Here is a 25,348-nt window from a genome sequence, read left to right as displayed (position 1 = left end):
TTAAATAAAATTTTGGCATAATTTTACCTTAAAATAGAAAAAAGGATGAAATGCTATGGCTAATCATAAATCAGCAGAAAAAAGAGTACGCCAGACTCTCAAAAGAACAGAGCGTAACCGCTATTATAGAACAAGAATTAAAAATATCATCAAAGCAGTAAGAGAGAGTGTAGCTGCAAATGATGTACCAAAAGCACAAGAAGCTTTAAAAATCGCAAACAAAGAGCTTCATAAATTTGTTAGCAAGGGGATTATTAAGAAAAACACTGCCTCAAGAAGAGTGAGTCGTCTTAACGCTGCTGTAAAAAAGATCGCTATCCCTGCTTAATTTATGCTTGTTACAAAGCTCTTGCCTATTATAAAAAGATATGATGAAATTTCTGCGCTTCTAGCAGATTCTCAAATCATATCTGACATCAAGCAACTCACCGCACTTAGCAAAGAACAAAGCGAAATTGAAGAAATCACACAAAATGCTAAAGAATATATCAAAGCACTAGATACCATTACTGAACTCAAGGAAATGATGCTTCTTGATAAAGAATTAGGTGATCTTGCAAAAGAAGAACTAAAAATCCTAGAGGACAAAAAAGAAGAATTAGAAGAAACAATCAAATTTTTACTTATTCCAAAAGATCCTAATGATAAAAAAAATATTTATCTAGAACTGCGTGCAGGCACAGGTGGAGATGAGGCAGGAATTTTTGTCGGTGATTTGTTTAAAGCATATTGTCGCTATGCTGATCTAAAAAACTGGAAGGTTGAGATTATAAGTTCTAGTGAAAACAATGTCGGTGGATATAAAGAAATCATTGCACTAATTAAAGGTGATGGCGCATATTCTAAACTAAAATTTGAAGGGGGCACGCATCGTGTGCAAAGAGTCCCTGCCACAGAATCCCAAGGTAGAATCCACACTTCAGCCATTACAGTTGCGCTAATGCCTGAAGTAGATGATGTTGAAGTGATAATCAATCCCAGTGACTTGCGTATTGAGGTTTTTCGTGCAGGAGGTCACGGTGGACAGTGCGTAAATACAACAGATTCGGCAGTAAGAATCACACATATTCCTACAGGAATTACCGTGTCTATTCAAGATGAAAAATCTCAACACAAAAATAAAGATAAAGCGATGAAAATCTTACGATCAAGAATCTATGAAGCCCAATTAGAAGCTCAACAAAATCAAAATGCAGAAGCAAGAAAAAATCAAGTTGGTAGTGGAGATAGAAGCGAAAGGATTCGTACTTATAACTTCCCTCAAAACCGCTTAACAGATCATCGCATTAATCTTACTCTCTATAGCCTAGAAGAAATTATGCTCTCTGGCAATCTTGATGCTATTATTGATCCACTTATTGCAAATGCACAAAGCCAAGCAATGGGATCTGAATAATTCTTTAATCCCAACACTAGAATCTGTTAAGCACTTTTACTAACAAAAAGTGATAGTGGTGCGCTCAAATTAAAATCTGGATAATCCAACATTGAAAGCACCACCTGCCCTGCTTTTGCATTTTGTGTATTAAACACTATAGGTGCCAAAAAATTCACCATAGAATCTTCTCTATTTTTCTGTAAAACCATTGCGCAATACACCTCAACACCAGATTGTGCATTTAACTCTAAAAGCAAAGAAATATAATTTGGTATCTCAAAAGAATATTCTCGCAACATATACGGATTAACCAAAAAAATCTCAAATTGTTCTTTTTTATTAGAAATTTTTGCAAAAAGATCATCAATTTTTTCAAATTCCACTTCTGTAATGTGTTCAAATCCCAAAATAGGAGATTTTAGATCATAACGCATTTAAACTCCTTAAGCATTATTTTGATATAATCAACTATAAGCAAAACTTATGCCACATTAATAAAATTTAAGGATATCCCATGAGTATTTCTGATCAAGAAATCTATCAAACTTGTCTAAAAAGAGGCTATTTTGAAACACAAGGTAATCTCAAGATTCAAAAAAAAGATAAGGTTTTTAGTATTATGATGCCTCCACCAAATGTAACAGGTGTGCTTCATATTGGTCATGCACTCACCTTTAGCTTGCAAGATATTATGGTGCGCTACAAGAGAATGCAAGGGTATAAAACTCTCTATCAACCTGGATTAGATCATGCAGGAATTGCGACACAAAATATCGTAGAAAAACAACTTCTTGCACAAAATATCACTAAAGAAAACCTTGGGAGAGAAAAATTTATCCAAAAAGTATGGCAGTGGAAAGAAGAAAGTGGAGGGAAAATCTTGGAACAAATGCACCATTTAGGCATCACTCCTGCTTGGTCTAGAGCGCGTTTTACCATGGATGAAGGCTTAGCAAATGCGGTAAGAGAAGCTTTTGTAACTTGGTATGAAAAAGGTCTTATTACACAGGGTGATTATATGGTAAATTGGTGCACCCATGATGGCGCACTCTCTGATATTGAGGTAGAATATGAAGAAAACCATTCTAAACTCTATCATCTCAAATATCCCATCAAAGATTCTAAGGATTGCATCATTGTAGCCACCACAAGACCTGAAACATTTTTTGGCGATACCGCTGTAATGGTACATCCAGAAGATAAACGCTATCAACATTTGATTGGAAAAAATGTTATTTTACCGATCATCAATCGCGAAATTCCTATCATTGCGGATTCTCATGTTGATATGGATTTTGGGACAGGTTGTGTAAAAGTAACCCCTGCGCATGATATTAATGACTATGAAGTAGGCAAAAGACATAATCTTGCTTTTATCATAACCTTTGATTCTAAGGGTATTTTAAATAAAGAAGCTGGGGAGTTTGAGGGATTAGAACGCCTAGAAGCACGAGAAAAAATTGTAAGAAAACTTAGTGATTTAAATTTTATAGAAAAAATAGAAGACTACACCAATCAAATTGGTAAATGCTATCGCTGTGGCAATGTTGTTGAACCCTACATTTCTAAACAATGGTTTGTAAAAAAACAAATTGCACAAGAATCAATCAAAAAAATTCAGCAAAATCTTATGAATTTTTATCCCAAAGAATGGAAAAATAACTACAATGCGTGGATGCGAGATCTCAAAGATTGGTGTATTAGCAGACAACTTTGGTGGGGGCATAGAATCCCTGTTTGGTATTGCAAAGATTGCAATCAACAATTTGCAAGTAAAAATGCACATGAAGATTCTTGCAAACATTGCCAAAGCACAAATATTTATCAAGACCCTGATGTATTAGATACTTGGTTTAGCTCCGGATTATGGGCATTTAGCACTCTTGGCTGGGGTAACAATAATGCAGAATCCTCCAAATATCAAACAAACGATCTACAAGAATTTTATCCCAACTCCTTGCTTATCACTGGCTTTGATATTTTATTTTTCTGGGTAGCGCGTATGGTATTTAGCGGAGAAAATCTGCTTCATCAACTCCCCTTTAAAGATGTTTATCTTCATGCATTAGTACGCGATGAATTTGGTCAAAAAATGAGTAAAAGCAAAGGTAATGTCATTGATCCTTTAGATATGATCAAAACCTATGGTGCAGATAATTTACGCTTTTCTCTTGCAATGCTTTGCGCACAAGGTAGGGATATTAAACTTTCCACTAAAAGATTTGAAGATACACAAGCATTTTTAATCAAGCTTGAAAATGCCATCAAATTTTTGGAACTTTATGCAAAACAACAAGATGAAAACTTTAAAAATTTTATAGATAGACCAAATCTTCAAGACTACCGAACACCTTTAGGGCGCTATATCAAATCACAATTTAATGCAACAAACAAAAAAGTTCAAGAAGAATTAGATGCCTATCGTTTCAATGACGCAGCAATGAGTATTTATAGCTTTTTATGGCTTGAATTTTGTGATTGGGGAATTGAACTTTCCAAAGTTGAAAAAAATGCAGTTTTTGAATTAGGAAGTATTTTTAAAGATGCGCTAAAACTTTTACATCCTTTTATGCCTTTTATCACTGAAAAACTTTGGCATCGTCTAAATCATAGTAATCTACAAGATACAGAATCTATTATGATTAGCCCCTATCCCGAAGATTTTTCTCTTGATGAAAAAATACAAGAAGAATTTATGGTAATCAAAGATTGTATCACTTCTGCAAGACGCATTAAAATTTTGCTAGATCTTAATGAAAAAACCATCGAGCATTTAATGCTTTTAGTACACAAACCTGTCGATAAGGAAATGTTACAAAAATTTGTTGGCAAATGTGCAAAAATAAAAAATGTCGAGATTTTAAAACAAAAACTAGAAAATGCCATTGCAGATGTTGGAAACTATTGTGAGAGCTTCCTAAATCTCAAAGATATTGATTTGAGTGCTATCAAAAAACGCCTCTACTCACAAAGAGATAAATTCACAAAAGAAATTGAAAAATTAAGCAATCTGTTAAGTAATGAAAATTTCGTCAAAAATGCGCCAGCGGCAGTTTTAGCCACAAATCAAGAAGGGTTAAAAAACGCGAAAGATAAGTTAGAAAAAGTAAATCAAGAAATACAAAAACTCTCTTTGTAATATTATCCTATTGGACTTTGGCTAACTAGCCTTAGCCCGATATCTTTTATTTTAAACCAAGATTCTTAGCAGTGATAAAAGATCTTTTTTATCAAATTATCCACAATGATTAAGTGTTAATGCCAAACCACCTTGCGAAGTTTCCTTATACTTTGCATGCATATCTCTACCGGTTTGATACATTGTAGCAATCACATCATCAAGACTTACTTTTGCATCACTCCTACGAGAAAGTGCCATTCTTGCCGCATTAATTGCCTTAATAGACGCAATTGCATTTCTCTCAATACAAGGAATTTGCACCAACCCTGCTACTGGATCGCAAGTAAGCCCCAAATTATGCTCCATACCAATTTCTGCAGCCATGCACACTTGTTTTGCATTTCCACCAAGCAACTCTGCAAGACCTGCTGCCGCCATTGAACAAGCTACGCCTACTTCACCCTGACACCCTACTTCTGCCCCACTAATTGAGGCATTTGTCTCATAAAGCAAACCAATAGCAGCGCTTGTAGCAAAATAACGCATATACATATCTTGATCAAGTTTTTGAACAAAATGATCATAATAAAACAATACCGCAGGAACAATCCCACATGCACCATTTGTAGGGGCAGTAACAATTCTCCCTCCAGATGCATTTTCCTCAGAAATAGCCAAAGCAAAAAGATTTACCCAATCAAAAACCCTCATTGGATCCTCTTGATTTGCTTTATTTGCAATCAACTCACGATATAACAAAGGTGCCCTTCTTGCTACCTTTAAACATCCAGGCAAAAGCCCCTCTTTATTAAAACCACGCAACATACAAGCTTTCATAGTAAAATAAATCGTATCAAAATAGGCTTTAATCTCTTCCATGCTGTGAGATACGAGCTCATTTTCTATCACAATTGAAGAAATCGACAAAGAATTTTCATTGCAATAGTCCAACAACTCTTTAGCTGAAGAAAAAGGATAAGGCACTTGATGACTGCTAAGATTCTCTTGTCCAAATTTCTCTTCTTCGACAATCCTACCTCCACCTACAGAATAATAAGTCTTGCACAATATCACATCATCTCCGCTAAATGCAGTGATTCTTAAACCATTTTCATGTAACTTTAAAAATTCTTTATGAAAAATAATATCTTTTTCATCATCAAAAGGGATTTGATATTTCCCCCCATAAACCCTTAAATATTTTTGCTCTTTTAGATTCTTTAAAAAAGTAGGAATAAGATCAATATCTACAGTATCAGCCGCATTTCCTGCTAACCCTAAAAAAATTGCCAAATCTGTTTGATGTCCCTTTCCTGTAAGAGACAAAGAGCCATAAACATCCACAAGAATACGCGTAGTTTTTTCAACAAGATTTTGATTAATCAACAAATCGACAAAATGCTTTGCGATTTTCATGGGTCCCATTGTATGAGAACTCGATGGCCCAACACCTACTTTATAAATATCTAAAATACTATTCATTCTATAATCCTAAAAAAACATTTTATAAATTACCGTTGAAATTGTAATCAATCCAAAGATAAAAATAAATATATTTTGTGCAAAATTTTTATATTTATGCAATTGAGGGAATTTATAAATTGCATACAAAGGCATGAGATAAAGAATAATTGCCAAAATAGGACCACCAATACTCTCAATAATTCCCAGAACATTTGGATCTTTATAAGCCACTAACCAAGCAACAATAAAAGTAATAATACCTGTAATCTTATTGGCCATTCCCAAGGAAATTTTATCACCTGTTATATGGAATAAAATTCTATTAAGCCCCTCTCTTGCACCTAAATAATGCCCAAAAAATGACTTGCTCATTGCCACAAAAGCCACAATTGGTGCTAAAAATGCAAAAACTGTCATATCATTAAAATGATTAGCTAAATACGACAAAATAGGAAGATTTTCTGCCTTTGCTTCTTGAAACTCTTCTGGGCTCAAACACATTGCACAAGAAAAAACAAAAAACATTACTGTAATTAACATTAAAATATTACTTCCTGCAATAATGCTTGAAGCCTTCTTATCCGCATCTTTTCCATACTGCTCTTTACAATGCACGGCTAGTGAAGAAATAATTGGAGAGTGATTAAAGGCAAATACCATTGTTGGTAAAATCAACAACATTACCACCCAAAGATTTTGTCCATCTATACCACTAAAGCTAATATTTTCAAACAATGCACCATTCCATTTTGGAATCAACCACAATGCACTAATCACAAGTACCGCGATAAACGGAAATACAATTACTGACATTGTTTTTACAATAATTTCTTCCCCAAAACTCACTACCGCCATCAAAACTGCTACAACACAAAAAGAAAGAAGCAAGCGATCTGGTTCTCCCATTCCTAGTTGATGTATCATGAAACTTGAAATATTATTTGTGATTCCCACACTATAAACTAATAAAATAGGAAAAATTGCAAAAAAATAAAGCAGTGTTAAAACCCCTCCGCCAAATTTACCAAAATACTTTTCCCCCACAACTGTAATATCATCACTTTTTTCTGACCCTTCCAAAACAAATCTACATAAAGCTCTATGTGTAAGATATGTCAATGGAAATGCTAAAACCAGCATTGCAAGCAATGGGATCAATCCCCCCATTCCCGCATTAATGGGTAAAAATAGCACGCCTGCACCAATTGCTGTGCCATAAAGACTCAAAATCCACATAATATCTGTCTTATTCCACTTGCTCAATATCTACTCCTTATCTTTCTATAGTCTATTCACAATGATAAACAAGTTTTTTAGCAAAAGACAGGATTGATGTAACTTTTTAGAACTTTTAATATTAAATTGTTACATTTTGTATCTTTATAAAAAAATTTTGTCCTCAAAAGTAAGGATTATCCAAAAAAATGATTTTTATTTTTACAATTTCAATTTCTATTATTTTTCATAAGCCTCGGCCAAAAGCTCTAATACCAAATTTGCTTGATGTCCTGCACAAATATTTACACGCGGTGCCATCAACCCTCTACCTACTTTTGCCTCACTTTTCAAATCCCCACACATATAAAAATTATTTGCAATTTTTCTAGTTTGTATGCTATTAGAATCCCCGTATCCTGCCAATCCAGAGCCACAAATTAAAATTGTATCCTTAAAAAACTTATGAAGATTTTTTATCAAAATTGCCTTTGCAATAGCACTATCAAATGCTTCACACACTATGGCATCACCAACAAACAAATCTTTAATATTTTCTTCATCAATTTTTAATGTATGAATACACACCTCAATAAAAGGATTAATTTTTTCAATTTGACTTTTTAATGCCTCGGTTTTAAATTTTCCCAAATCTTCCACCATGTAAGATTGACGATTTAAATTACTAGGTTCAACAACATCAAAATCAATCAAACGCAATCGCCCCACCCCACTTCTTGCAAGCATAATTGCAATATGAGAACCCAATCCACCAAGCCCACACACCGCAACACTTCCCTTTTTTAATTTCTCATGAAGCCTGGGAGTATGACGCGCCCTCATCATAGAATCTAATGCTTCTTTTGGTGGCAAAGTATTTCTAGGAATACAAAATAACTCATCATTTTCTTTCAATTTTTCGTTCATCTTCGTTGCAAAACCATTAACAATCCACACATCATTTTCATCTTTACTATGATGGATAAAAAACTCCAAACTGCTTTCAAATGAAGTATCTACAATCTGTCCATTAAATTTTATTTTCACACTCTCTCCTTGAAATGAAAAATTACAATAAAAATCAAAGCCAGAATAAAATAGCCCAATTTTTAATTTTTTTTCAACTTAAAATATAACTTTTTATCTAATTTTAAATGCTATACTACCCAAAAAATTCAAAGGAAAAATATGCAAATTATTCACTGGAATCATGATAACTTTGAAAAATTTGGTACAAAAATCCTACATGAAAATCAAAGTGCCAAAGAAATCCAAATCACTATGCCAAAAGATTGTGTTATGAAAGAACATTCTGCGCCATTTGATATTAGCGTACAAGTATTAAAAGGAAAAATTTGGTTTAAAATTGATCAAGAAGAAGTTGTGCTTAATGCTCTTGATATGGTCACTCTAGACGCCAAGATCGTGCATTCTTTAGGAGCATATGAAGATAGTATCGTGCGCCTTAGTCTATCAAAAAACGACACTGCTGTGCGCTTAAACAATATTTTAAAATAATTTCCTACCCCTCTTGCATCCCCTTGACTTTTAAGTCAAAGAGGGAATCTCGATATTCTAAAATCATAGAATGTAGTTTTTAAAGCTATTTTTATAAAGATTTATAAAAAGACTTATTATTTTTTTTGAAATCTTTTTTGTATAAATTTGCTGTTTCTTTTTTCTTGCTATCCCCTTGTTTTTCCTTTACAAAACTATGTAATTTTTTATATTCATCTCTATTTAAATATCTCACTTTTCCAACAGGCAGGGCATTTAGCTCCACAAAGCCATAAGACACTCGCCGCAAATCAAGCACTTCTGCTTTAAAATGTGCAAAAAATCTTCTCAATTCTCTGTTGTGTCCTTCGATAATTTTTACCTTAAGTTTGGAAAAATTTCTATCATTTTTATAAATAAAATAACTCACAAATGGCTTAAAATTCATTGCAATAATTTTACTTTTTTCATGCCCTCCAGCCCTTGCATCCTCAAGAATCATCCCCTCTTCCATTGCCAAAATCATTTTTTCAGTAATCCTTCCTGCAATTTTTAAAATATACTCTCGCTCCAAATCACTTTCCATCAATATTCGCGCAATATTTTTATCATCACTAAGTAGTAACAAACCTTCACTTGCAAAATCAAGCCTGCCGACAGGAGTAAAATGTGCATATTTTTTTCCGAGGCTCTCAAAAATACTTTTGCGATCCCTGTCATCTTTTTTAGTCACAAGCTCTCCTTTTGGCTTATGATACACAATCACAGTTGCAGGGGCTTCTTTTTTAGGCTTAATCATTTTTCCATCAATAAAAACTCTTTGTCCCTCTTGCAACTCCTGCCCCAATACCGCCTTTTGCTTTTCAACATTTACACGGCCACTAGCAATCAAAGAATCTGCCTCGCGTCTTGAATATTTTGCATAATGAGAAATATATTTATTTAAGCGCATTACTCCCACTCCACCCATTCTAATTCTTTAAACTCATCTTTAATAGAAGGGCTTACTTTTTTATCGCTAAAAAACATATAAGATTCATTTTTATCTTTAATCAAGATTCTAAACTCTCTTTTTCCTTGATTGCGTTCAATAGCCTGAGCTAATGTATCAAAAATTTGCTTTTCGATATTTGTGGGAAGTTGCAATATCATAGGACAACCAAACTCCTCAAAATCTCCTGATTTTTCTTTTTTTTCTTTATAAGAAACCTCGATTTTTTCTTTTTGTGCATCTTCAAAATTCAAAAGTTCTATCAATCGGATTTGATAACCCTCATCTCCTTGTTCAATCTTACACTTCAATACAATGGGCTGCTCAAGATTAAAGGTTTCTAATTCATTAAGATATTTTTCAAAAAACATAATTTTAATTTTTCCATACAAATCTAAAATATCTACATAAGCATAAGGTTTATTTTGTTTACTCATCTTACGATCAATATCTAGCACCTTTCCTACAATCATACAATAAGAATCATCCTCCACTTCAGATAATTTTACACTAGGAACAAAGCCTTTAATTTTTTCTATACGCTCTCTATACTCTTCTAATGGACTACCTGAAACATAAATCCCCAAGCACTCATATTCTAAATCTAACAAAATACGCATTTCACTCTCAGGGCTGTCTTGAAAATCAAGTTTTGCTGATTCTTGTATTTCATCACCAAGCTCTGCAAAAATACCCGCACACATCCCTTCTTTTGCCTTATCTTTTCTTCTTCCTTCTGCGCAAATATCTTCAAGATGCTCTAGCATACACGCTCTACTATACCCTAAGCCATCAAGACTACCTGATTTGATTAAAGGTTCTAAAACCCTCTTAGTAATTTTAGAAAAATCCACCCTTGAAATAAAATCTTCTAAGTTTTTAAACTTTCCGCCCTTTTCCCTCGTACTAATAATATTTTGTATAGGCTCCTCACCAACACCTTTAATCGCAGATAATCCAAAAATAATTTTTTTAATTTTTTGATTATTCTCCTCAAAATCCCCTACACCAAAATTTATATCAGAAATATTTACATGCGGTGGAATAATTTCTATCCCCATTTGTCTTACTTCCTCAATATATTTTGCAACCGATTCTATTTTATCTGCCTCAGAACTCAAAAGTGCAGCCATAAATTCATGTTTATAATAAGTTTTAAGATATGCAGTTTGAAAAGTAATCATCGCATATGCCGCTGAATGAGATTTATTAAACCCATATCCTGCAAATTTTACAATCAATTCCCACAGCTCTTCAGCCTTTGTTTTATCAAAACCATTTTTTTGCGCCCCTTCTGCAAAAGTACTTTTTAAGCGATCCATTTCCTCTTTGATTTTCTTCCCCATTGCCCGTCTTACCAAATCTGCACCACCAAGAGAAAATCCTCCAATTGTTTGCACAATTTGCATAACTTGTTCTTGATAAACAATCGTCCCATAAGTAGGCTTTAAAATTGGTTCTAGGGCATCAAACATATATACAATAGGCTCTAAACCATGCTTACGATTAATAAAATCATCCACCATTCCAGATTCCATAGGTCCTGGTCGTCCCAAAGCAATAATTGCAATAATATCTTCAAAACTATTGGGTTTTATTCTCTTATTTAATCCTTGAAACATTGAAGATTCTATCTGAAATATCCCCAAAGTATCGCCACTTTGAATTGTCTCATAGACTTTTTTATCATCTACATCAATACTTAAGAAATCAATCTCTTTCTTATATCGTTTTTTAATAAGCTCTAGGGCATCATGCACAACAGTCAAAGTTTTTAACCCCAAAAAGTCAAATTTAATCAAATCCACAGGTTCAAGATATTTCATAGAATATTGTGTAACAATTGCACCACCTGTCTTATCACTACTATACAATGGAGTTTTATGCCAAAGCTCTTTTTCACTATCCATTACGATAGCAGCAGCATGTTTTCCAGCATTACGATTAAAACCTTCCAACTGCAATGCATATTCCCATACTTCTTTTGCCAAAGGAGTCTTATCAATAAATTCTTGTATTTTTGGCTCCAAAGTAATTGCATCTTCAAGTTTTATTCCAAGTTGATTAGGAATAAGTTTGGCAAATGCATCAGCATCTTTTAATGGCATATTTAACACCCTTGCCACATCTCTAATTACACCCTTTGCAAGCATTTTGCCAAATGTAATTACTTGTGCTACATTATATTTTCCATATTTTTCAATCATATATTCAATTACTTCACCCCTGCGTCTTTGACAAAAATCTGTATCAATATCAGGCATTGACACACGCTCAGGATTTAGAAATCTCTCAAAAAGCAAATCATATTTCATAGGATCAATATTTGTAATATTTAAACAAAATGCCACTAAACTTCCCGCTGCACTCCCTCTACCCGGCCCCACAGGAATACCATTTTTTTTTGCAAAATTAATAAAATCCCAAACAATAAGCATATATCCTGGAAATTTCATTTGATTGATAATATTAATTTCTTCTTCAAGACGATCTTTATAAAGTTGATGTTTTTCTTCCGGAACAATCTCTAAACGCTTTTTTAACCCCTCTCTTGCTTTATAAGCAAAATAATCCGCATCATTATCAATATCCTGACCTTCTTTTATTGCATATTCTTTAGTAAAAACAAATGTAGGAGGTGTGGGAGGATTAGTTTTTTCATCTTTCAAATCAATAATTAAATTACATTTTTCTGCGATCTCTTGCGTATTGCTCAATGCTTCAGGAATATCAGCAAAAAGTCTCTGCATTTCTTCTGGGGATTTAACATAAAATTCTTGCACGCTATGTCTTAATCTATCTTTGTCATCAAGCACTTTTCCCATTGCAACACACATTGCCACTTCTTGAATTTTTGCATCTTCTTTTTTGGTATAGTGTGTGTCATTTGTCGCAATAAGTTTAATACCAGTTTCTCTGCTTAGACGAATTAATTGTTCATCAATATATCTTTGATCTTGGATTCCATGACGCATAATCTCAAGATAAAAATCGCCCCCAAAAATATCTTGATATTCCAATGCCACCTCTTTTGCCATATCATAGCCCTTGGCACCAAATTTTCTATTCCTATCACTATTAAGATTTAAATGCCAGCTTACCTCACCTTGCAAACACGCTGATGATGCCAACAATCCCGCACTATGCTCGCGTAAAATTTTTTTATTGATTCTAGGATAATAATAAAAGCCTTCAATAAATGCCATCGAGCTAAGATACATTAAATTTTTATAGCCTTCTTCATTTTTTGCATACAAACAAAGATGGAATCTCTGCCTACTTTCCTTGGAGCTAAGATCATCATTATTATGCAAATAAGTCTCAATTCCTATAATAGGCTTAATCCCCTCTTCCATCATCGTCTTATAAAAATCAATCGCACCAAACATATTGCCATGATCTGTCATGCTTACACTATTCATACCTAATTCTTTGATTCTTGCAGCAAGTTTTTTAATCTTATTTGCCCCATCTAATAAAGAATATTCTGTATGCAAATGTAAATGTGTATAGCTCATTTTATTTCCTTAAATTTATTTGGTTTTTTCAAAAATTTTATAAAAATCACAAGATTATTTCAATGCTTCCCAACTATCCCCGATACTAATACTGCATTTCAAGGGCACATTTAGAGTATAAATATTATTCATAATAATTTCAATTTGCTTAGCAACACTCTGTGCTTCTGTCTCATTTACCTCAAAAATCAACTCATCATGTACTTGTAAAAGCATTTTTACCGCGCTATTCTTAAAGGCCTCATGAATTCTAATCATCGATAATTTAATAAGATCTGCCACACTACCTTGGAAAATAGCATTAATCCCTTCACGTAAATAATTACTCTTCATAAATTCTGTAGCATTAACAAAATCAAAATAACGCCTATGCCCCAAAAGTGTTTGTGCATAGCCATTTTCTAAAATTTTTTGTTCTTCTTGTTTCAAAAAATTTTTTACTGTTGGGAAAGAATCAAAATAACGCTCAATATATTCTTTAGCCTCACTATTTTTAATTTTTAGAGTTTTTGCGAGTTTTCGCACACCCATTCCATAAATTAAACCAAAATTAATTGTTTTTGCAATATGACGCTTTTCTTTTGCTTCATCACCAAAAATCATTTGTGCAGTTTTCAGATGCACATCTAAATTATTTTGAAATGCCTCAATAAGTTCTTTATCCTGTGAAAAATGTGCCAAAAAGCGTAACTCAATTTGCGAATAATCCACACTTAAAAGCTTTTTATTATCATCTGCTACAAACCCTCTGCGAATTTGTTTTCCCATTTCTGTCCGCACAGGAATATTTTGTAAATTTGGAGAATGTGAACTTAGCCTTCCTGTTGTTGTACCTGTTTGCAAAAAAGATGTGTGGATTTTATTTTCTTTAGTTCTTAGTTTTAACATAGGCTCAACATAAGTATTTTTCAGCTTAAAAAGTTCTCTGTATTCCATTACACAAGGCACAATAGGATGAGAATCTTTGATTTCTTCTAACGTTTGCTCATCTGTACTATATCCACCTTTAACTTGTCTTATTGCACGAAGTTGCAAATGATTAAACAAAATTTCAGACAATTTTTTGGGAGAATTAATATTAAATTGTTGCTTTGCATGCATAAAAATTTCAGATTCTTTTTGCACAAGTTTAGCTGCCAAAATCCCTTGCAATTCCTCAAACCACTCTACATCAATTTTTATGCCCTGCATTTCCATGCTTTGCAAAACTTTTATAAATGGAAATTCTAAATCTTGTGCAAGAGTTAATAAATGTTGTAAATTTTTGGCTTGAAATTCTTGAAGCAATCTTTGATAAAGACAATATGTTGCTACCGCATCTTCTGCTGCATACTCACTTGCACATTTTAAATCTATCTCTGCAAATGTTTTACCTTTTGGCACAATACTGCTATATGCAATCATTTTTTTTGCAAAGAATCTCTCAATCAAGGCATCAAGTCCCACAAGACTAGCGCTATCTAAAAGCCATGCCAAAATCATCGTATCTTTAATAAGATTTGTAGGAAAAAGAGAGAAATTTGATTGTGCAACCATAAGGTCAAATTTGATATTATGTCCAACAACAGGATATGAAAAAATTTTTTCTATCGCTTTTTTTGCACTCTGAGGATTTAATTGTTCGCCCACACCTAAATAATTATGCATGATAGGCACATAATATCCATTCACTCCATCAAAACAAAAACTAAAACCTACCATTTGTGCATGCAAGGCATCTAAAGAATTTGTCTCACAGTCATAGGCAATCAGGCAATTCTTAGGGATAGAATCTAAAATTGCAAATAATTCTTTTTCATTAGTAATTAAATGCGCATTGCACATAAATCCATCTTGAGAAATTACAGAATTTCCAACACTACCTATACCTTTTGCACGAAAATTATTTTTACTATTTTTTTTTCTCACTCTTTGTAAAATTTGATGGAATTCATAACGCTCCAAATCTTCTTCAATAGCAAAAAATGGATTTTTATCATCTTCTTGTTGTAAAAAATCAAAATCCTCAAACACATCTTTACGAAGAGTTACAAGCTCTCTACTTAAATACGCCAAATCTTTATGTTCTCTAAGACTTGTTGCAGCCTTTTTAGAAACCACAGATTCTAAAGTATCAATATTTTCATAAATTGCATCTAAAGAACCAAAATGCTCAAGTAATTTTTTTGCTGTTTTTTCTCCAATAGAAGGGACACCTGGGACATTATCTATTTTATCCCCTAATAGACTCTGAAAATCTATCAAATTCTCTGGATATAACCCATATTTTAAAAAACATTCTTCTTTTTTAATAGTAACTTTTTTAAGAGGATTATACAATGCAATATTTTCACTAATTAATTGATATAAATCTTTATCATGACTAAAAATCTCAACTTGATAACCATTTTTTACTGCTAAAGTACTTAGTGAAGCAATCACATCATCAGCCTCATATCCTGCAACACTTACAGATTTTAATCCCATTTTTTCAATCCATTCCATTGCAATAGGAAGTTGTAATTTTAAATCCTGTGGAACTTCTTGACGCGTAGCTTTGTATTCTGGATAAATTTTTTTTCTAAAATTATCCCCACCTTCTAATGCAAAAATTGCTTGTTGCAAAACCCCATCTTTTTGCATTTTCATCAATAAATTTGCAAATCCCATTAAAAGACCTGTAGGAAAACCTTCTTTATTTTTCAAAGGTGGAAGTGCAAAAAAACTTCTAAACAAAAAACCAAATGTATCGACTAAAATAACTTTATACATTATTTTGCAATCTTTTCTTCAAAAATAAATCTGTGATCTTGTGGCAAGGCTTCATAAATTGCATGAGCAAGATTTCTAATTTCCCATAAAGCTGCTTTGCTACTTCTAAGCTCTAAAAAGTTTTGCAAGCTTCTAGCATTAATACTCCAAGCTAATTCTGTTTTATAACTTTCTGGCATTGCGTATTTTGCAATATCATTTGAAGTACCTTCCAATAAAATTAGTCTTAGATTTTCTAATGCTTTTATACTTTCTTTATCCACTATTTCATTACCTGTAAAAACTAAAAATCTACTTGCTCTTTTCTTGCTTTCATCATTTATAGGTAAAAAACTTTGACATTCTCTAAGTTCTTTAAGCGTGTATCTACTAGATTTCACACTAAAACTACTTATTCTATGTCTTGCCAATTCTTGCAAACAAGCCCTAGAAATTCCTTGAATATAAAAATTGTAGTACAAATGCTCTAAAGTGCTAGAATGCTTATTCTTATTGCCCACCCTATCAATTAAGGCTAAATCTTTTTCACCGCCATTATCACTCTTATCAAAGCTTTGCCAACAAGTCCTAATTGCCAATGAACACACTTCTAGAGGAGTATAATGTCTTAATGTGATTTTCATATTTTTCCTTTAAATACTTAGAGATCGATCATCTTAGTCATAAATAACAACAAATCCATGTATAAATTATATAGTAAGATTCACAATCTCAAAGAATTAGGAAGAGGAATTATTGCTCTTGTTTTGTTTCTTTTTTATGTTTTTTATGATGCTTTTTTTCTTCTTTCACTAAGCATTCATGCTTGTCAGATCGCAAATGTTTATATAAATCACAAAGTCTGGTTTTTTTGCATTCTTCCTTGCTAATACTTTTTACTTTTTCTTCAACATTTTTCAATATCTCTGCTCTTTTTTCTTTCAATTCTTTTAGTGTCATATTTTCTTGATTTTTTTCTTTAAAATCATGGATTGCTTTACGAAAATTCTTCAACTCATCTTTTGTCATTTTTTCAAATCTTTTTTGTAATTCTAAAAAATAATCCACATAATCTTTGGCATTGACTTTTCCTGCCATTTTTGCCATATCGTCATTGCTGACTTTAGAAAAATCTGCGCCAAAAAGAAATCCGCAAATCGCCAATACACTAATTATTTTTATCAATGGAAACCTCCAAAAAATATTAAAATTATCACCATAATAAAAATGGTTATTACAATTATATAGTTAAAAAACTAATCAAAATACAATAATTCTATGACAAATACCACAATATATTTTTCACTCTCTAGCTTATACTATCTTTTATAAACATAGCAATTCAGCCCTTTTTATATCACTCTACACAAATATTACAAAACCTCTAGTCAATCTACTTAAATCTATCTATCTTTTTATATTTATAATAAATATCTTACTACATGCTTCTAATTCTTGCAATCTCATCACGCAATCTTGCTGCTTCTTCAAAATCAAGTTTTTTTGCTGCTTCCAACATTTTTTTATTCAATTCTTTAATAATATTATCACGCTCAGCCTTTGGAATCTTATTTTTCTTATCTAGTTTTACATAAAGATTTGCACTAGATTCTAACTTTAGCTCCTCTTCAAGATTCCTTGCAACAGATTTTGGAATAATATTGTATTTTTTATTATGTTCTTGTTGTTTTTTGCGACGATAGTCTGTAATATCCATTGCCTTTTGCATACTTTGTGTAATTTTTTTAGCATAAAAAATCACCTTGCCATTAACATTTCTTGCTGCCCTTCCCATGGTTTGAATAAGGCTTGTCTCACTACGCAAAAAACCTTCTTTATCTGCATCCATAATCGCAATCAAGCTCACTTCTGGTAAATCTAACCCCTCTCTTAAAAGATTAATCCCCACCAAAATATCAAACTCCCCAAGCCGCAATGCTCGTATCAAATGATTGCGCTCAATAGCATCAATCTCACTATGCATATATTCAATTTTTAGTCCCAGCTCCGCATAATACTTACTCAATTCTTCTGCCATTTTTTTAGTCAATGTTGTAATCAACACCCTCTCCTTCTTTGCCACAACTTTTTTGATTTCATCAAATAAATCTAACACTTGATTATCACTATCCCTTACCTCATATACAGGATCCAAAAGCCCTGTTGGACGGATAATTTGCTCTGCAATATTTTCATTACTCAATTCTAATTCTTTTTGTGCTGGGGTAGCTGAAACAAATAAAAAATGTGGCGCTTTATTGATAAATTCTTCAAATTTTAAAGGACGATTATCTAGTGCACTAGGCAATCTAAAACCATATTCTACCAATACTTCTTTTCTACTCCTATCACCCGCATACATTCCACCAAATTGTGGTAAAGAAACATGAGATTCATCTACAATTACCAAATAAGGCTTTTTCTTTTGCTCAAAATAGTCCAATAAAGAAAAAGGGGTCTCCCCCTCTTTTTTTCCTGTAAGATGTCTTGCATAATTCTCAATCCCCTTGCAAATTCCACTTGCCTGCATCATTTCCAAATCAAACTCTGTACGCCCCTTTAGCCTAGAATGTTCAATCATTCTACCTTCTTTTTCATAAAAAGCAAGCCTTTGATGCAACTCCTCTTCAATATTTTTCAAAGCAATTTTTTGACGCTCATAACCCACAATAAATTGATTTGCTGCATACACCACATAAGAATCTATTTTTTTTATTTCCTGACGCTCAATACTATCAAACAATGCAATCCTCTCAACCTCATCGCCAAAAAACTCTATACGCACAAATTCTATTTCATTATATGCAGGAAAAATATCCACACACTCCCCATTTACACGAAAATTTCCCCTTTCAAAAAAACTATCATTTCTACTATACCCCATATCTACAAGTTTGAGTAAAAATTCTTTATAATTACGCCTTTCTCCCACTTCAATTTTTTCAATCATAGTAAGATATTCTGCAGGATTTCCAAGACCATAATTTGCAGATACACTCGCCACTACAATCACATCATCATATGCTAAAAGCGAAGTTGTAGCACTCAATCTCAAACGCTCTAAATCTTCATTAATACTAGAATCTTTTTCGATAAACAAATCCCTACGTGGAATATAAGCTTCAGGCTGATAATAATCAAAATGTGAAATAAAATACTCTACATGATTTTTTGGAAAAAACCCCTTAAATTCACTATAAAGTTGTGCACAAAGAGTTTTATTATGACTCATAATCAAAGTAGGCATATTGAGCTTTGCAATAATGTTTGCCATACTAAAAGTCTTACCACTACCTGTAACACCAATTAAGGTTTGATACCGATTACCCTTTTGTATAGAATCTGTTAATTTTTCAATCGCTTGTGCCTGATCTCCAGCAGGAGCATAAGCAGAATAAAGCATAAATTTTGACATTTTCTTCCCTAATTACAAACTAATGTTTAATTATACAAATTCCTATTTTAAAAACAAAAAAATAAAAACAAGTTCAAAAAAATTTTTATACATTTTCCTCATGAAAACAAAAAAATAATACAAATACAATAAAAAATCTCAACAATCACTCAACAAAAAAACAATGCTTTTAGCAGTGCTACAAAATCTGGATAAAATTTTATCTACTCACATTTCTTAAAAAATAATCAAAAATATGAAAATCAAATTTTTTCTGAAATTATTCGAATTTATAAAGAGATTAAGTTGACAAAAAATAGATCAAATTAGAATTATCTCATTAATTTAAGTTTAAATCCTTTGATTAGAATGATTACTTATGAAAATTGCGTAATATTAAAACTATCAGAATATATCCCAAATTATACTGGGTTTGGAAAAAGCTTTACAAGAAGTTTACCATCATACACAAAAACAAATCATAGATAATAAAACAATACAAATCTATACTAATGCAGGAGCACAAGAAGTGCAAAGAGCTATTGAAAACAATAGCTACACTTATGCAGATTTAGAGGATTAAGAGAGTATAGAAAAAAACAATCCAATAATGCCAAATAAGCATATTATGGCATATAGAGGTGCTGCAATAATATACAGGCAAATCAGTGGTATTGTTATTAAAGCAAGAATAAGCCCTCCAACAATCTTGCCTGCCCCCTTTAAAAATTCCCAAATAGGCAATAAAATAGGCATGAGCACAGGGCTAGAAAACTGCCATAATAAAAGAAGTGGTAAAAGCACTAAAACAAGAGGAAATGCAAGAGCAAATGAAAGAGCACAAAAAATAAAAAAACCAATAGCATAGCAAGTGCCAATAGGGTATATTATAAGATAATCTGCAATTTTGATAGCTAGAGCTTTAATAAAAGACACATTTTTTTTGCTTTGTGGTTTTGATTGCAACCCTTTTATTTCATCATTAAAAAGAATTCTTCTTAATTCTTCATACTCACTAACCCCATCTATTTTTTGATTGCCATTTATTGCTTTGTTATGATCATACCTTAAAGCTCTAGCCATTGCCCTACCTTTTATCTATCCTTTATGTGGAATATAGCACAAAGACAAAATAAAATCAAGAAATTTTGCTATCAAAGAAACACATGGAAATATTAAAAATTTTTACTGGGGATAGAATTTGTCAATATTCCAATAATATAGTAATGCTATTTTTAGCAGTAACTAAAAAGATTATAAGATTAAAAACAGCATTATTTGTAAAAAATATAAGATACAAATAAAACCACTTTCTCTAACCATCTCATTTACAAACAAATTACTTACTTAGATTTGCACACCAAGCTATATATGCTCTAATTGTGATAAAATGCTTGTTTATAAGCCACATGCCCTAAAATATTAATTTACAACTATAATAATATTTTCTAATCTTTTTTTCCGCTAAAAATATCCCTGCCAAATTTATATTGATAATTAATAAAAGGTAAAAAATCTGTCTGTTTGACAATAGAAGGAGACCATTTTTTTTGTATAGGCGTAATCTTTACCCCAAGGCTAATTCTATGTTTAATATTGATTGTAAAATCTATCCCTGCCTCCACAATAAATCCTGCACTTAAAAATGCATCTTTAAAAAAAGTATAACTTTGATTATCAGTATAAATAACTGCCCCACCACCTAAACCAAAAAATGTCCCCAAGAAATGCTTGTTATTTTTTGTTAGTGCAAATTCTGTGATCAAGTCAATACCCAAAGAAAAAAACATAAAAAGCGAATTATATGAAGGTTTTTGAAAAGTATAATTGATATTATCACTATACGTATCAAGGCTAAAAAAACCTCTAATTCCCACATTTTTTGTAAAAAATGTTTGATTCCCAGCCTTTAAAGACAACATGATAGGAGCGTAAGCCATTTTTCCATGAGAAATTTGTTGTAATCTTAAAATTGAACTCCCAAGACCTATAGAAAAATATTGTCCGCTTTTTTGCCTAATTAATTCTTGTTCTTTGAGAATCTTTTCCACATCATCAGAAAAACTTTCTGCATGTATTCCGCAAAAAAACATTATTACGCATAAAATTTTTCTTTTTAATCTCATAAAAATCCTAGCATTTTTCAACTTTTGATATAATTCTACCTAAAAACTTAAGAAGATTTATGGGATTACAAGCTAGTTTTGAAGTCACGCATCAAAAAGATGCAACAATTGTTTTTATCAAAGGAATATGGGATTTTACCCTACCAAACTCCCTATTGCAGGACTTTAAAAATATGGCACAAAAATATCCAAAAATTGTGCTTGATTTTTCTCAAACTACAAAAATGGATTTTAATGCCACAACTTTTATTTTCCTAAATGCCAATATTCTCTCATATCAAAATGCGAATAAAAGCATTGAATCCCACATTAAAGCTCTTAATAATTTTTATGATTCTACACATCAACCTATCCCAAAACCTTATGGAATTTTTGCGATTTTTGGAAAAAGAATTTGTAATTTTCTTCGTGATATCAACGAATTTACGAATTTTTTTGGCCTTATGCTTTTTCATATCTATCTTTGTATCTTAAACCCTAAAAGATTCCGATTTCAATCTTTTTGCTACCACTTAAACGAATCTGGATTTAAAGCACTGCCTGTCTCCCTGCTTACTTCATTTATCGTGGGAGGCGCAATTACACTACAAGGAGCCATCCAACTCCAAAGCATGGGGGCACCGCTTCTAAGCATTGACACCACTGCAAAACTCTCTTTGCGAGAAATGGGACCTTTTGTCTTAGCACTTGTTATCGCAGGAAGAAGTGCTTCAAGCTATACTGCACAAATTGGGGTAATGAATATCACAGAAGAAAGCAATGCTATGCGTGTAATGAATCTTAATCTTATTGATTTTTTAGTTATTCCTAGATTCTTAGCACTGGTTGTTGTCATGCCCCTTATGGTATTTTTAGCCGATATTGCAAGTATTTTTGCTGGTATGCTTGCAATTAAAGCACACTTGGGAATTAGTTTTTTACAATATATTGAAAGATTTTATGAAACAGTAGGATGGAATAATTTTTTAGTAGGAATTATCAAAGCACCATTTTTTGGTGCTGCTGTAGCATTGGTAGGAACTTTTAGAGGATTGCAAGTTTATGGAGATACTGAACAAGTAGGCAAAGCCACGACAATTAGTGTTGTGAATGCATTGTTTTGGATTATCTTTATCAATGCAATTTTTTCTATCGTTTTTACAAGGTTAGATTTATGAAAAAAGCAGTCATTGAAGTCAATAATCTTACAACTGCTTATGGTGACACGATTATCCATAATAATATCAGTTTCAAAATCTATGAGTATGAGACTTTTGCTATTCTTGGTGGGAGTGGGAGCGGCAAAAGCACACTACTTTCTGCACTCATCATGCTCAATCAACCCAAAAGTGGTGAAATCAAAATTTTTGATCAAAATATCCACCAAATGAATTTACTAGAACGCACGCGACTAATCCAACGCTGTGGTGTGCTTTTTCAATTTGGTGCACTTTTTAGTTCGTTAAGTGTCTTGGAAAATGTAGGAGTAATGCTTGAAGAATATAGCAACTATCCACCAAAAATTATCACAGAAATTTCAAAAATGTGGTTAGATCGCGTAGGACTAGGACCAAAAACTTACAATCTCTACCCCTATGAGCTTAGTGGCGGTATGAAAAAACGCGTAGGGCTTGCAAGAGCTATGGTTTTAAACCCTGAAATTTTATTTTTAGATGAACCTACTAGCGGTCTAGATCCTTTGAGTGCAGAGAGATTTGATAACCTTATCACTGAACTTAAAGATAGCAATCCTTTTAGTGTTGTCATAATTACACATGATCTAGATACAATTAAAAATATTACTGATCGTTTCATTTTATTAAAAGAAGGTAAAATTAGTTTTGAAGGAAATCTGCAAGAGTTTAGCTATTTTGCACGAACAAACAAACTGGATAAAGATAATTTATTTAATAGCACACGAGGAGAGAAATTTTGGAAAGACGTATAAATTTTACTCTAATTGGGATTATTTTCTTTTCTATTTTAACCGCATTAGTGGTTTTTATTATTACATTAGGTAGATACAACTTTGATGATAAGGATTACTTTTTTTACAATATCTACACAGATCATGACATTACTGGTCTAAGTATTAACACTCCTGTGAGATACAAGGGGATTAATATTGGTAGCATTAGCCACATTGGCTTTGATGACAAACAAATTGGTATGGTAAAAATTATCGTAAAAATCAAAAAACATATTCCTGTCAAAAAGGGCTCTACACTCAGTGTAGATTCTCAAGGATTAGCTGGATTAAATTTCCTATCCCTTAAACAAAGCAATCAAGAAGAGGTTATAAAAAATAAAAAAGATGCGATCTTGAATTTTGAGCCCAATATTTTTGGAAAACTCACCCTAAAGGCTGATGAGGCTAGCAAGGAAGTATTAATTCTTCTCAAAAGTTTCAAAACCCTTTTAAGTCAAAATAATATTTCTAGAATCTCGCATATCATTGACAGCGTGCAAAATCTCAGTCAAAATCTCAATCAAACACAAGATCACATTGACAAACTTGCACAAAATCTCAATACACTTACAGACACACTCAATCATCAACTTTCAAATGGAGATTACAATGCTCGCGAAATTCTAAGTCCATTGATTTTAAGAATTGATCATTCGCTAAATTATATTGATCAATTTTTTAAACTTGGTAGCGATGTTTTGAATAAATTTGAAAAAGATCCTTACAATACTCTTTTTGGGGAGCAGAAAAGATGAAAAGATACTTTTATATCATTCTAACCACTTTAATGTTTGCAGGCTGTCTTAATATCAAAATTAAAACAGAATTACCTAAAAAAACTTACTATGATTTAGATACACAAAAACTAGAAACTACTGTGTGCAAAGAATTTTCTACTATTCAAATTGATGGAATCTCAAGCTATTCTTTTTTGGATAATAAAAATATTTTTCAGAAAAAATCCGATGGTACTATTATCACTATAGAAAATATTCAATGGCTCGACAATCCTAAAGAAATGATTAAAAATATTCTTTACAAAAAGGCTTATAAAAAATGTATAATCTTAGGACGCAGTGTTACTAAATATAAAAAATCTATAACAATCAATCTTCTATTTTTAGGTTTTATGGATAATAGCGCATCTATTGAACTAGGTTATAGCATCAGGGATGAAAAATTTAATACCCAAAAAGCAGGTATAATCCATAAAAGCAAGGAGCAAAAAGATGTTGCTGCATTGCAAGAGATTACACAACAAGCGCTAGAAACATTGCTTGATCTTGCAAGCAAAGATTAGTTTTAAAATCTTGACAAAAATAGCAAACTTAGTGTATAATCATGGCTTAAGACTTATCGGGGCGTAGCGCAGTCTGGTTAGCGCACTTGGTTTGGGACCAAGGGGTCGAAGGTTCGAATCCTTTCGCCCCGACCATTGTCTTGTTGTTATTGTTTGTGGTGGATGTAGCTCAGTTGGTTAGAGCATCAGGTTGTGGCTCTGAGGGTCGTGGGTTCGAGCCCCATCATCCACCCCATGAATAATCGATATAAATTTATACAATAATAACTTGCGTTCGTAGCTCAATTGGATAGAGCACCAGACTTCGGATCTGGGGGTTAGGGGTTCGACTCCCTTCGGGCGTACCACCTAACTCATTTTTTTATTATTTATACGCGCTCGTAGCTCAGCTGGATAGAGCAACAGCCTTCTAAGCCGTAGGTCGCAGGTTCGAATCCTGCCGGGCGTACCACCTCTCCAAAATTTCACAAATATTTCAACAGATTTAAAAATTTCTATACTATTTGAACTATTTAGCCAAAACACATCTCTCTACATACAATAATTTATAAAATCTCTAAAAAGACATTGTTAAATAGATATATCTAAAAGAGCTATTACTAGCCTAGCTTTTCAACTTAATTTGCTTGATTTAAATCTTAAATCAAAAAATACCAAAATCTAGTT

At 32.6% G+C, this 25,348-nt stretch carries 21 protein-coding genes and 4 tRNA genes; 13 read left to right on the top strand and 12 right to left on the bottom strand.

The window, feature by feature from the left end; translation table 11 throughout:
• Nucleotides 1-55 precede the first annotated feature (55 nt).
• On the top strand, nt 56-328 hold the full coding sequence (gene rpsT, locus LW133_RS05615) for a 30S ribosomal protein S20 (protein WP_233037658.1): 273 nt from the start codon (nt 56-58) through the stop codon (nt 326-328).
• Between the two features lie 3 nt (nt 329-331).
• Nucleotides 332-1,396, top strand: a complete 1,065-nt coding sequence (gene prfA, locus LW133_RS05610; RefSeq protein WP_233077446.1) for a peptide chain release factor 1 — start codon at nt 332-334, stop codon at nt 1,394-1,396.
• 26 nt (nt 1,397-1,422) lie between these two features.
• Here the strand turns inward: prfA and fliW are convergent, their stop codons facing one another.
• Nucleotides 1,423-1,812, bottom strand: coding sequence for a flagellar assembly protein FliW (gene fliW, locus LW133_RS05605; protein WP_233077445.1), 390 nt, complete (start codon nt 1,810-1,812; stop codon nt 1,423-1,425).
• A gap of 80 nt (nt 1,813-1,892) precedes the next feature.
• Between fliW and LW133_RS05600 the strand changes: the two genes are divergently transcribed.
• On the top strand, nt 1,893-4,517 hold the full coding sequence (locus LW133_RS05600) for a valine--tRNA ligase (protein ID WP_233077444.1): 2,625 nt from the start codon (nt 1,893-1,895) through the stop codon (nt 4,515-4,517).
• 96 nt (nt 4,518-4,613) lie between these two features.
• Here LW133_RS05600 and LW133_RS05595 read toward each other — a convergent pair whose 3' ends face one another.
• The 3 genes from LW133_RS05595 to thiF form a co-directional block, all read right to left on the bottom strand.
• Nucleotides 4,614-5,981 (bottom strand): L-serine ammonia-lyase, encoded by a 1,368-nt coding sequence (locus LW133_RS05595; protein ID WP_233077443.1) that lies wholly within the window; start codon nt 5,979-5,981, stop codon nt 4,614-4,616.
• A 9-nt stretch (nt 5,982-5,990) separates the two neighbouring features.
• Nucleotides 5,991-7,199 carry an SLC5/6 family protein gene (locus tag LW133_RS05590; protein WP_233077462.1) on the bottom strand — a complete coding sequence of 403 codons (1,209 nt, stop codon included), beginning with the start codon at nt 7,197-7,199 and terminating at the stop codon, nt 5,991-5,993.
• A 219-nt stretch (nt 7,200-7,418) separates the two neighbouring features.
• A complete protein-coding gene (gene thiF / locus LW133_RS05585) occupies nt 7,419-8,225 on the bottom strand; it encodes a thiamine biosynthesis protein ThiF (protein ID WP_233077442.1) in 807 nt (268 codons plus the stop codon).
• Between the two features lie 141 nt (nt 8,226-8,366).
• On the opposite strand from thiF, the gene LW133_RS05580 reads away from it, so the two are divergent.
• On the top strand, nt 8,367-8,696 hold the full coding sequence (locus LW133_RS05580) for a cupin domain-containing protein (protein WP_233037665.1): 330 nt from the start codon (nt 8,367-8,369) through the stop codon (nt 8,694-8,696).
• 91 nt (nt 8,697-8,787) lie between these two features.
• Here the strand turns inward: LW133_RS05580 and LW133_RS05575 are convergent, their stop codons facing one another.
• From LW133_RS05575 to uvrB, 6 genes are all read right to left on the bottom strand, one after another.
• Nucleotides 8,788-9,627, bottom strand: coding sequence for a pseudouridine synthase (locus LW133_RS05575; protein WP_233077441.1), 840 nt, complete (start codon nt 9,625-9,627; stop codon nt 8,788-8,790).
• Nucleotides 9,627-13,184 (bottom strand): DNA polymerase III subunit alpha, encoded by a 3,558-nt coding sequence (gene dnaE / locus LW133_RS05570; RefSeq protein WP_233077440.1) that lies wholly within the window; start codon nt 13,182-13,184, stop codon nt 9,627-9,629. The genes LW133_RS05575 and dnaE overlap by 1 nt, the downstream gene beginning before the upstream one ends.
• Nucleotides 13,185-13,238: 54 nt before the next feature.
• Nucleotides 13,239-15,935 (bottom strand): DNA polymerase I, encoded by a 2,697-nt coding sequence (polA, locus tag LW133_RS05565; RefSeq protein ID WP_233077439.1) that lies wholly within the window; start codon nt 15,933-15,935, stop codon nt 13,239-13,241.
• On the bottom strand, nt 15,935-16,558 hold the full coding sequence (gene thyX / locus LW133_RS05560; RefSeq protein WP_233077438.1) for an FAD-dependent thymidylate synthase: 624 nt from the start codon (nt 16,556-16,558) through the stop codon (nt 15,935-15,937). The genes polA and thyX overlap by 1 nt, the downstream gene beginning before the upstream one ends.
• 109 nt (nt 16,559-16,667) lie before the next feature.
• The gene (locus tag LW133_RS05555; protein WP_233077437.1) at nt 16,668-17,099 is read right to left on the bottom strand and encodes a DUF1104 domain-containing protein; all 432 of its coding nucleotides are present in this window, start codon (nt 17,097-17,099) and stop codon (nt 16,668-16,670) included.
• Nucleotides 17,100-17,352: 253 nt separating this feature from the next.
• Nucleotides 17,353-19,329 (bottom strand): excinuclease ABC subunit UvrB, encoded by a 1,977-nt coding sequence (uvrB, locus tag LW133_RS05550; protein WP_233077436.1) that lies wholly within the window; start codon nt 19,327-19,329, stop codon nt 17,353-17,355.
• 412 nt (nt 19,330-19,741) lie between these two features.
• Between uvrB and LW133_RS05545 the strand changes: the two genes are divergently transcribed.
• Nucleotides 19,742-19,891, top strand: coding sequence for a hypothetical protein (locus LW133_RS05545; protein ID WP_233077435.1), 150 nt, complete (start codon nt 19,742-19,744; stop codon nt 19,889-19,891).
• Here the strand turns inward: LW133_RS05545 and LW133_RS05540 are convergent.
• Together LW133_RS05540 and LW133_RS05535 are read right to left on the bottom strand one after the other, a co-directional pair.
• A complete protein-coding gene (locus LW133_RS05540; protein WP_233077434.1) occupies nt 19,888-20,391 on the bottom strand; it encodes a hypothetical protein in 504 nt (167 codons plus the stop codon). The genes LW133_RS05545 and LW133_RS05540 overlap by 4 nt on opposite strands.
• A gap of 365 nt (nt 20,392-20,756) precedes the next feature.
• Nucleotides 20,757-21,434, bottom strand: coding sequence for an outer membrane beta-barrel protein (locus LW133_RS05535; protein WP_233077433.1), 678 nt, complete (start codon nt 21,432-21,434; stop codon nt 20,757-20,759).
• A 59-nt stretch (nt 21,435-21,493) separates the two neighbouring features.
• Between LW133_RS05535 and LW133_RS05530 the strand changes: the two genes are divergently transcribed.
• The 8 genes from LW133_RS05530 (at nt 21,494) to LW133_RS05495 (ending at nt 25,133) form a co-directional block, all read left to right on the top strand.
• A complete protein-coding gene (locus LW133_RS05530) occupies nt 21,494-22,591 on the top strand; it encodes an MlaE family lipid ABC transporter permease subunit (RefSeq protein ID WP_233077432.1) in 1,098 nt (365 codons plus the stop codon).
• A complete protein-coding gene (locus LW133_RS05525) occupies nt 22,588-23,361 on the top strand; it encodes an ABC transporter ATP-binding protein (protein WP_233077431.1) in 774 nt (257 codons plus the stop codon). Before LW133_RS05530 ends, LW133_RS05525 begins: the two co-directional genes overlap by 4 nt.
• The gene (locus LW133_RS05520) at nt 23,346-24,137 is read left to right on the top strand and encodes an MlaD family protein (RefSeq protein WP_233077430.1); all 792 of its coding nucleotides are present in this window, start codon (nt 23,346-23,348) and stop codon (nt 24,135-24,137) included. Before LW133_RS05525 ends, LW133_RS05520 begins: the two co-directional genes overlap by 16 nt.
• A complete protein-coding gene (locus LW133_RS05515; protein WP_233077429.1) occupies nt 24,134-24,682 on the top strand; it encodes a hypothetical protein in 549 nt (182 codons plus the stop codon). The genes LW133_RS05520 and LW133_RS05515 overlap by 4 nt, the downstream gene beginning before the upstream one ends.
• 57 nt (nt 24,683-24,739) lie before the next feature.
• Nucleotides 24,740-24,817: transfer RNA gene (locus tag LW133_RS05510), tRNA-Pro, on the top strand.
• Nucleotides 24,818-24,840: 23 nt separating this feature from the next.
• Nucleotides 24,841-24,917, top strand: a tRNA-His gene (locus LW133_RS05505).
• A gap of 35 nt (nt 24,918-24,952) precedes the next feature.
• Nucleotides 24,953-25,029 (top strand) — tRNA-Arg (locus tag LW133_RS05500).
• 27 nt (nt 25,030-25,056) lie between these two features.
• Nucleotides 25,057-25,133: transfer RNA gene (locus LW133_RS05495), tRNA-Arg, on the top strand.
• The last annotated feature ends 215 nt before the right edge of the window (nt 25,134-25,348 follow it).

This window comes from Helicobacter anatolicus (assembly GCF_021300615.1).
In the GTDB taxonomy this organism is placed as follows: Bacteria; Campylobacterota; Campylobacteria; order Campylobacterales; family Helicobacteraceae; genus Helicobacter_H; species Helicobacter_H anatolicus.
Note: the sequence above shows the minus strand (reverse complement) of the source record. Positions and strands in the feature narration are given on the sequence as shown.

Coding starts and splice junctions, on each gene's coding strand:
- LW133_RS05535 (WP_233077433.1), bottom strand. CDS start 21,434: ATGAGATTAAAAAGAAAAATTTTATGCGTAATAATGTTTTTTTGCGGA.
- rpsT (WP_233037658.1), top strand. CDS start 56: ATGGCTAATCATAAATCAGCAGAAAAAAGAGTACGCCAGACTCTCAAA.
- uvrB (WP_233077436.1), bottom strand. CDS start 19,329: ATGTCAAAATTTATGCTTTATTCTGCTTATGCTCCTGCTGGAGATCAG.
- LW133_RS05580 (WP_233037665.1), top strand. CDS start 8,367: ATGCAAATTATTCACTGGAATCATGATAACTTTGAAAAATTTGGTACA.
- polA (WP_233077439.1), bottom strand. CDS start 15,935: ATGTATAAAGTTATTTTAGTCGATACATTTGGTTTTTTGTTTAGAAGT.
- LW133_RS05540 (WP_233077434.1), bottom strand. CDS start 20,391: ATGGCTAGAGCTTTAAGGTATGATCATAACAAAGCAATAAATGGCAAT.
- LW133_RS05600 (WP_233077444.1), top strand. CDS start 1,893: ATGAGTATTTCTGATCAAGAAATCTATCAAACTTGTCTAAAAAGAGGC.
- fliW (WP_233077445.1), bottom strand. CDS start 1,812: ATGCGTTATGATCTAAAATCTCCTATTTTGGGATTTGAACACATTACA.
- dnaE (WP_233077440.1), bottom strand. CDS start 13,184: ATGAGCTATACACATTTACATTTGCATACAGAATATTCTTTATTAGAT.
- prfA (WP_233077446.1), top strand. CDS start 332: ATGCTTGTTACAAAGCTCTTGCCTATTATAAAAAGATATGATGAAATT.
- LW133_RS05575 (WP_233077441.1), bottom strand. CDS start 9,627: ATGCGCTTAAATAAATATATTTCTCATTATGCAAAATATTCAAGACGC.
- LW133_RS05525 (WP_233077431.1), top strand. CDS start 22,588: ATGAAAAAAGCAGTCATTGAAGTCAATAATCTTACAACTGCTTATGGT.
- LW133_RS05530 (WP_233077432.1), top strand. CDS start 21,494: ATGGGATTACAAGCTAGTTTTGAAGTCACGCATCAAAAAGATGCAACA.
- LW133_RS05590 (WP_233077462.1), bottom strand. CDS start 7,199: ATGTGGATTTTGAGTCTTTATGGCACAGCAATTGGTGCAGGCGTGCTA.
- LW133_RS05515 (WP_233077429.1), top strand. CDS start 24,134: ATGAAAAGATACTTTTATATCATTCTAACCACTTTAATGTTTGCAGGC.
- LW133_RS05595 (WP_233077443.1), bottom strand. CDS start 5,981: ATGAATAGTATTTTAGATATTTATAAAGTAGGTGTTGGGCCATCGAGT.
- thyX (WP_233077438.1), bottom strand. CDS start 16,558: ATGAAAATCACATTAAGACATTATACTCCTCTAGAAGTGTGTTCATTG.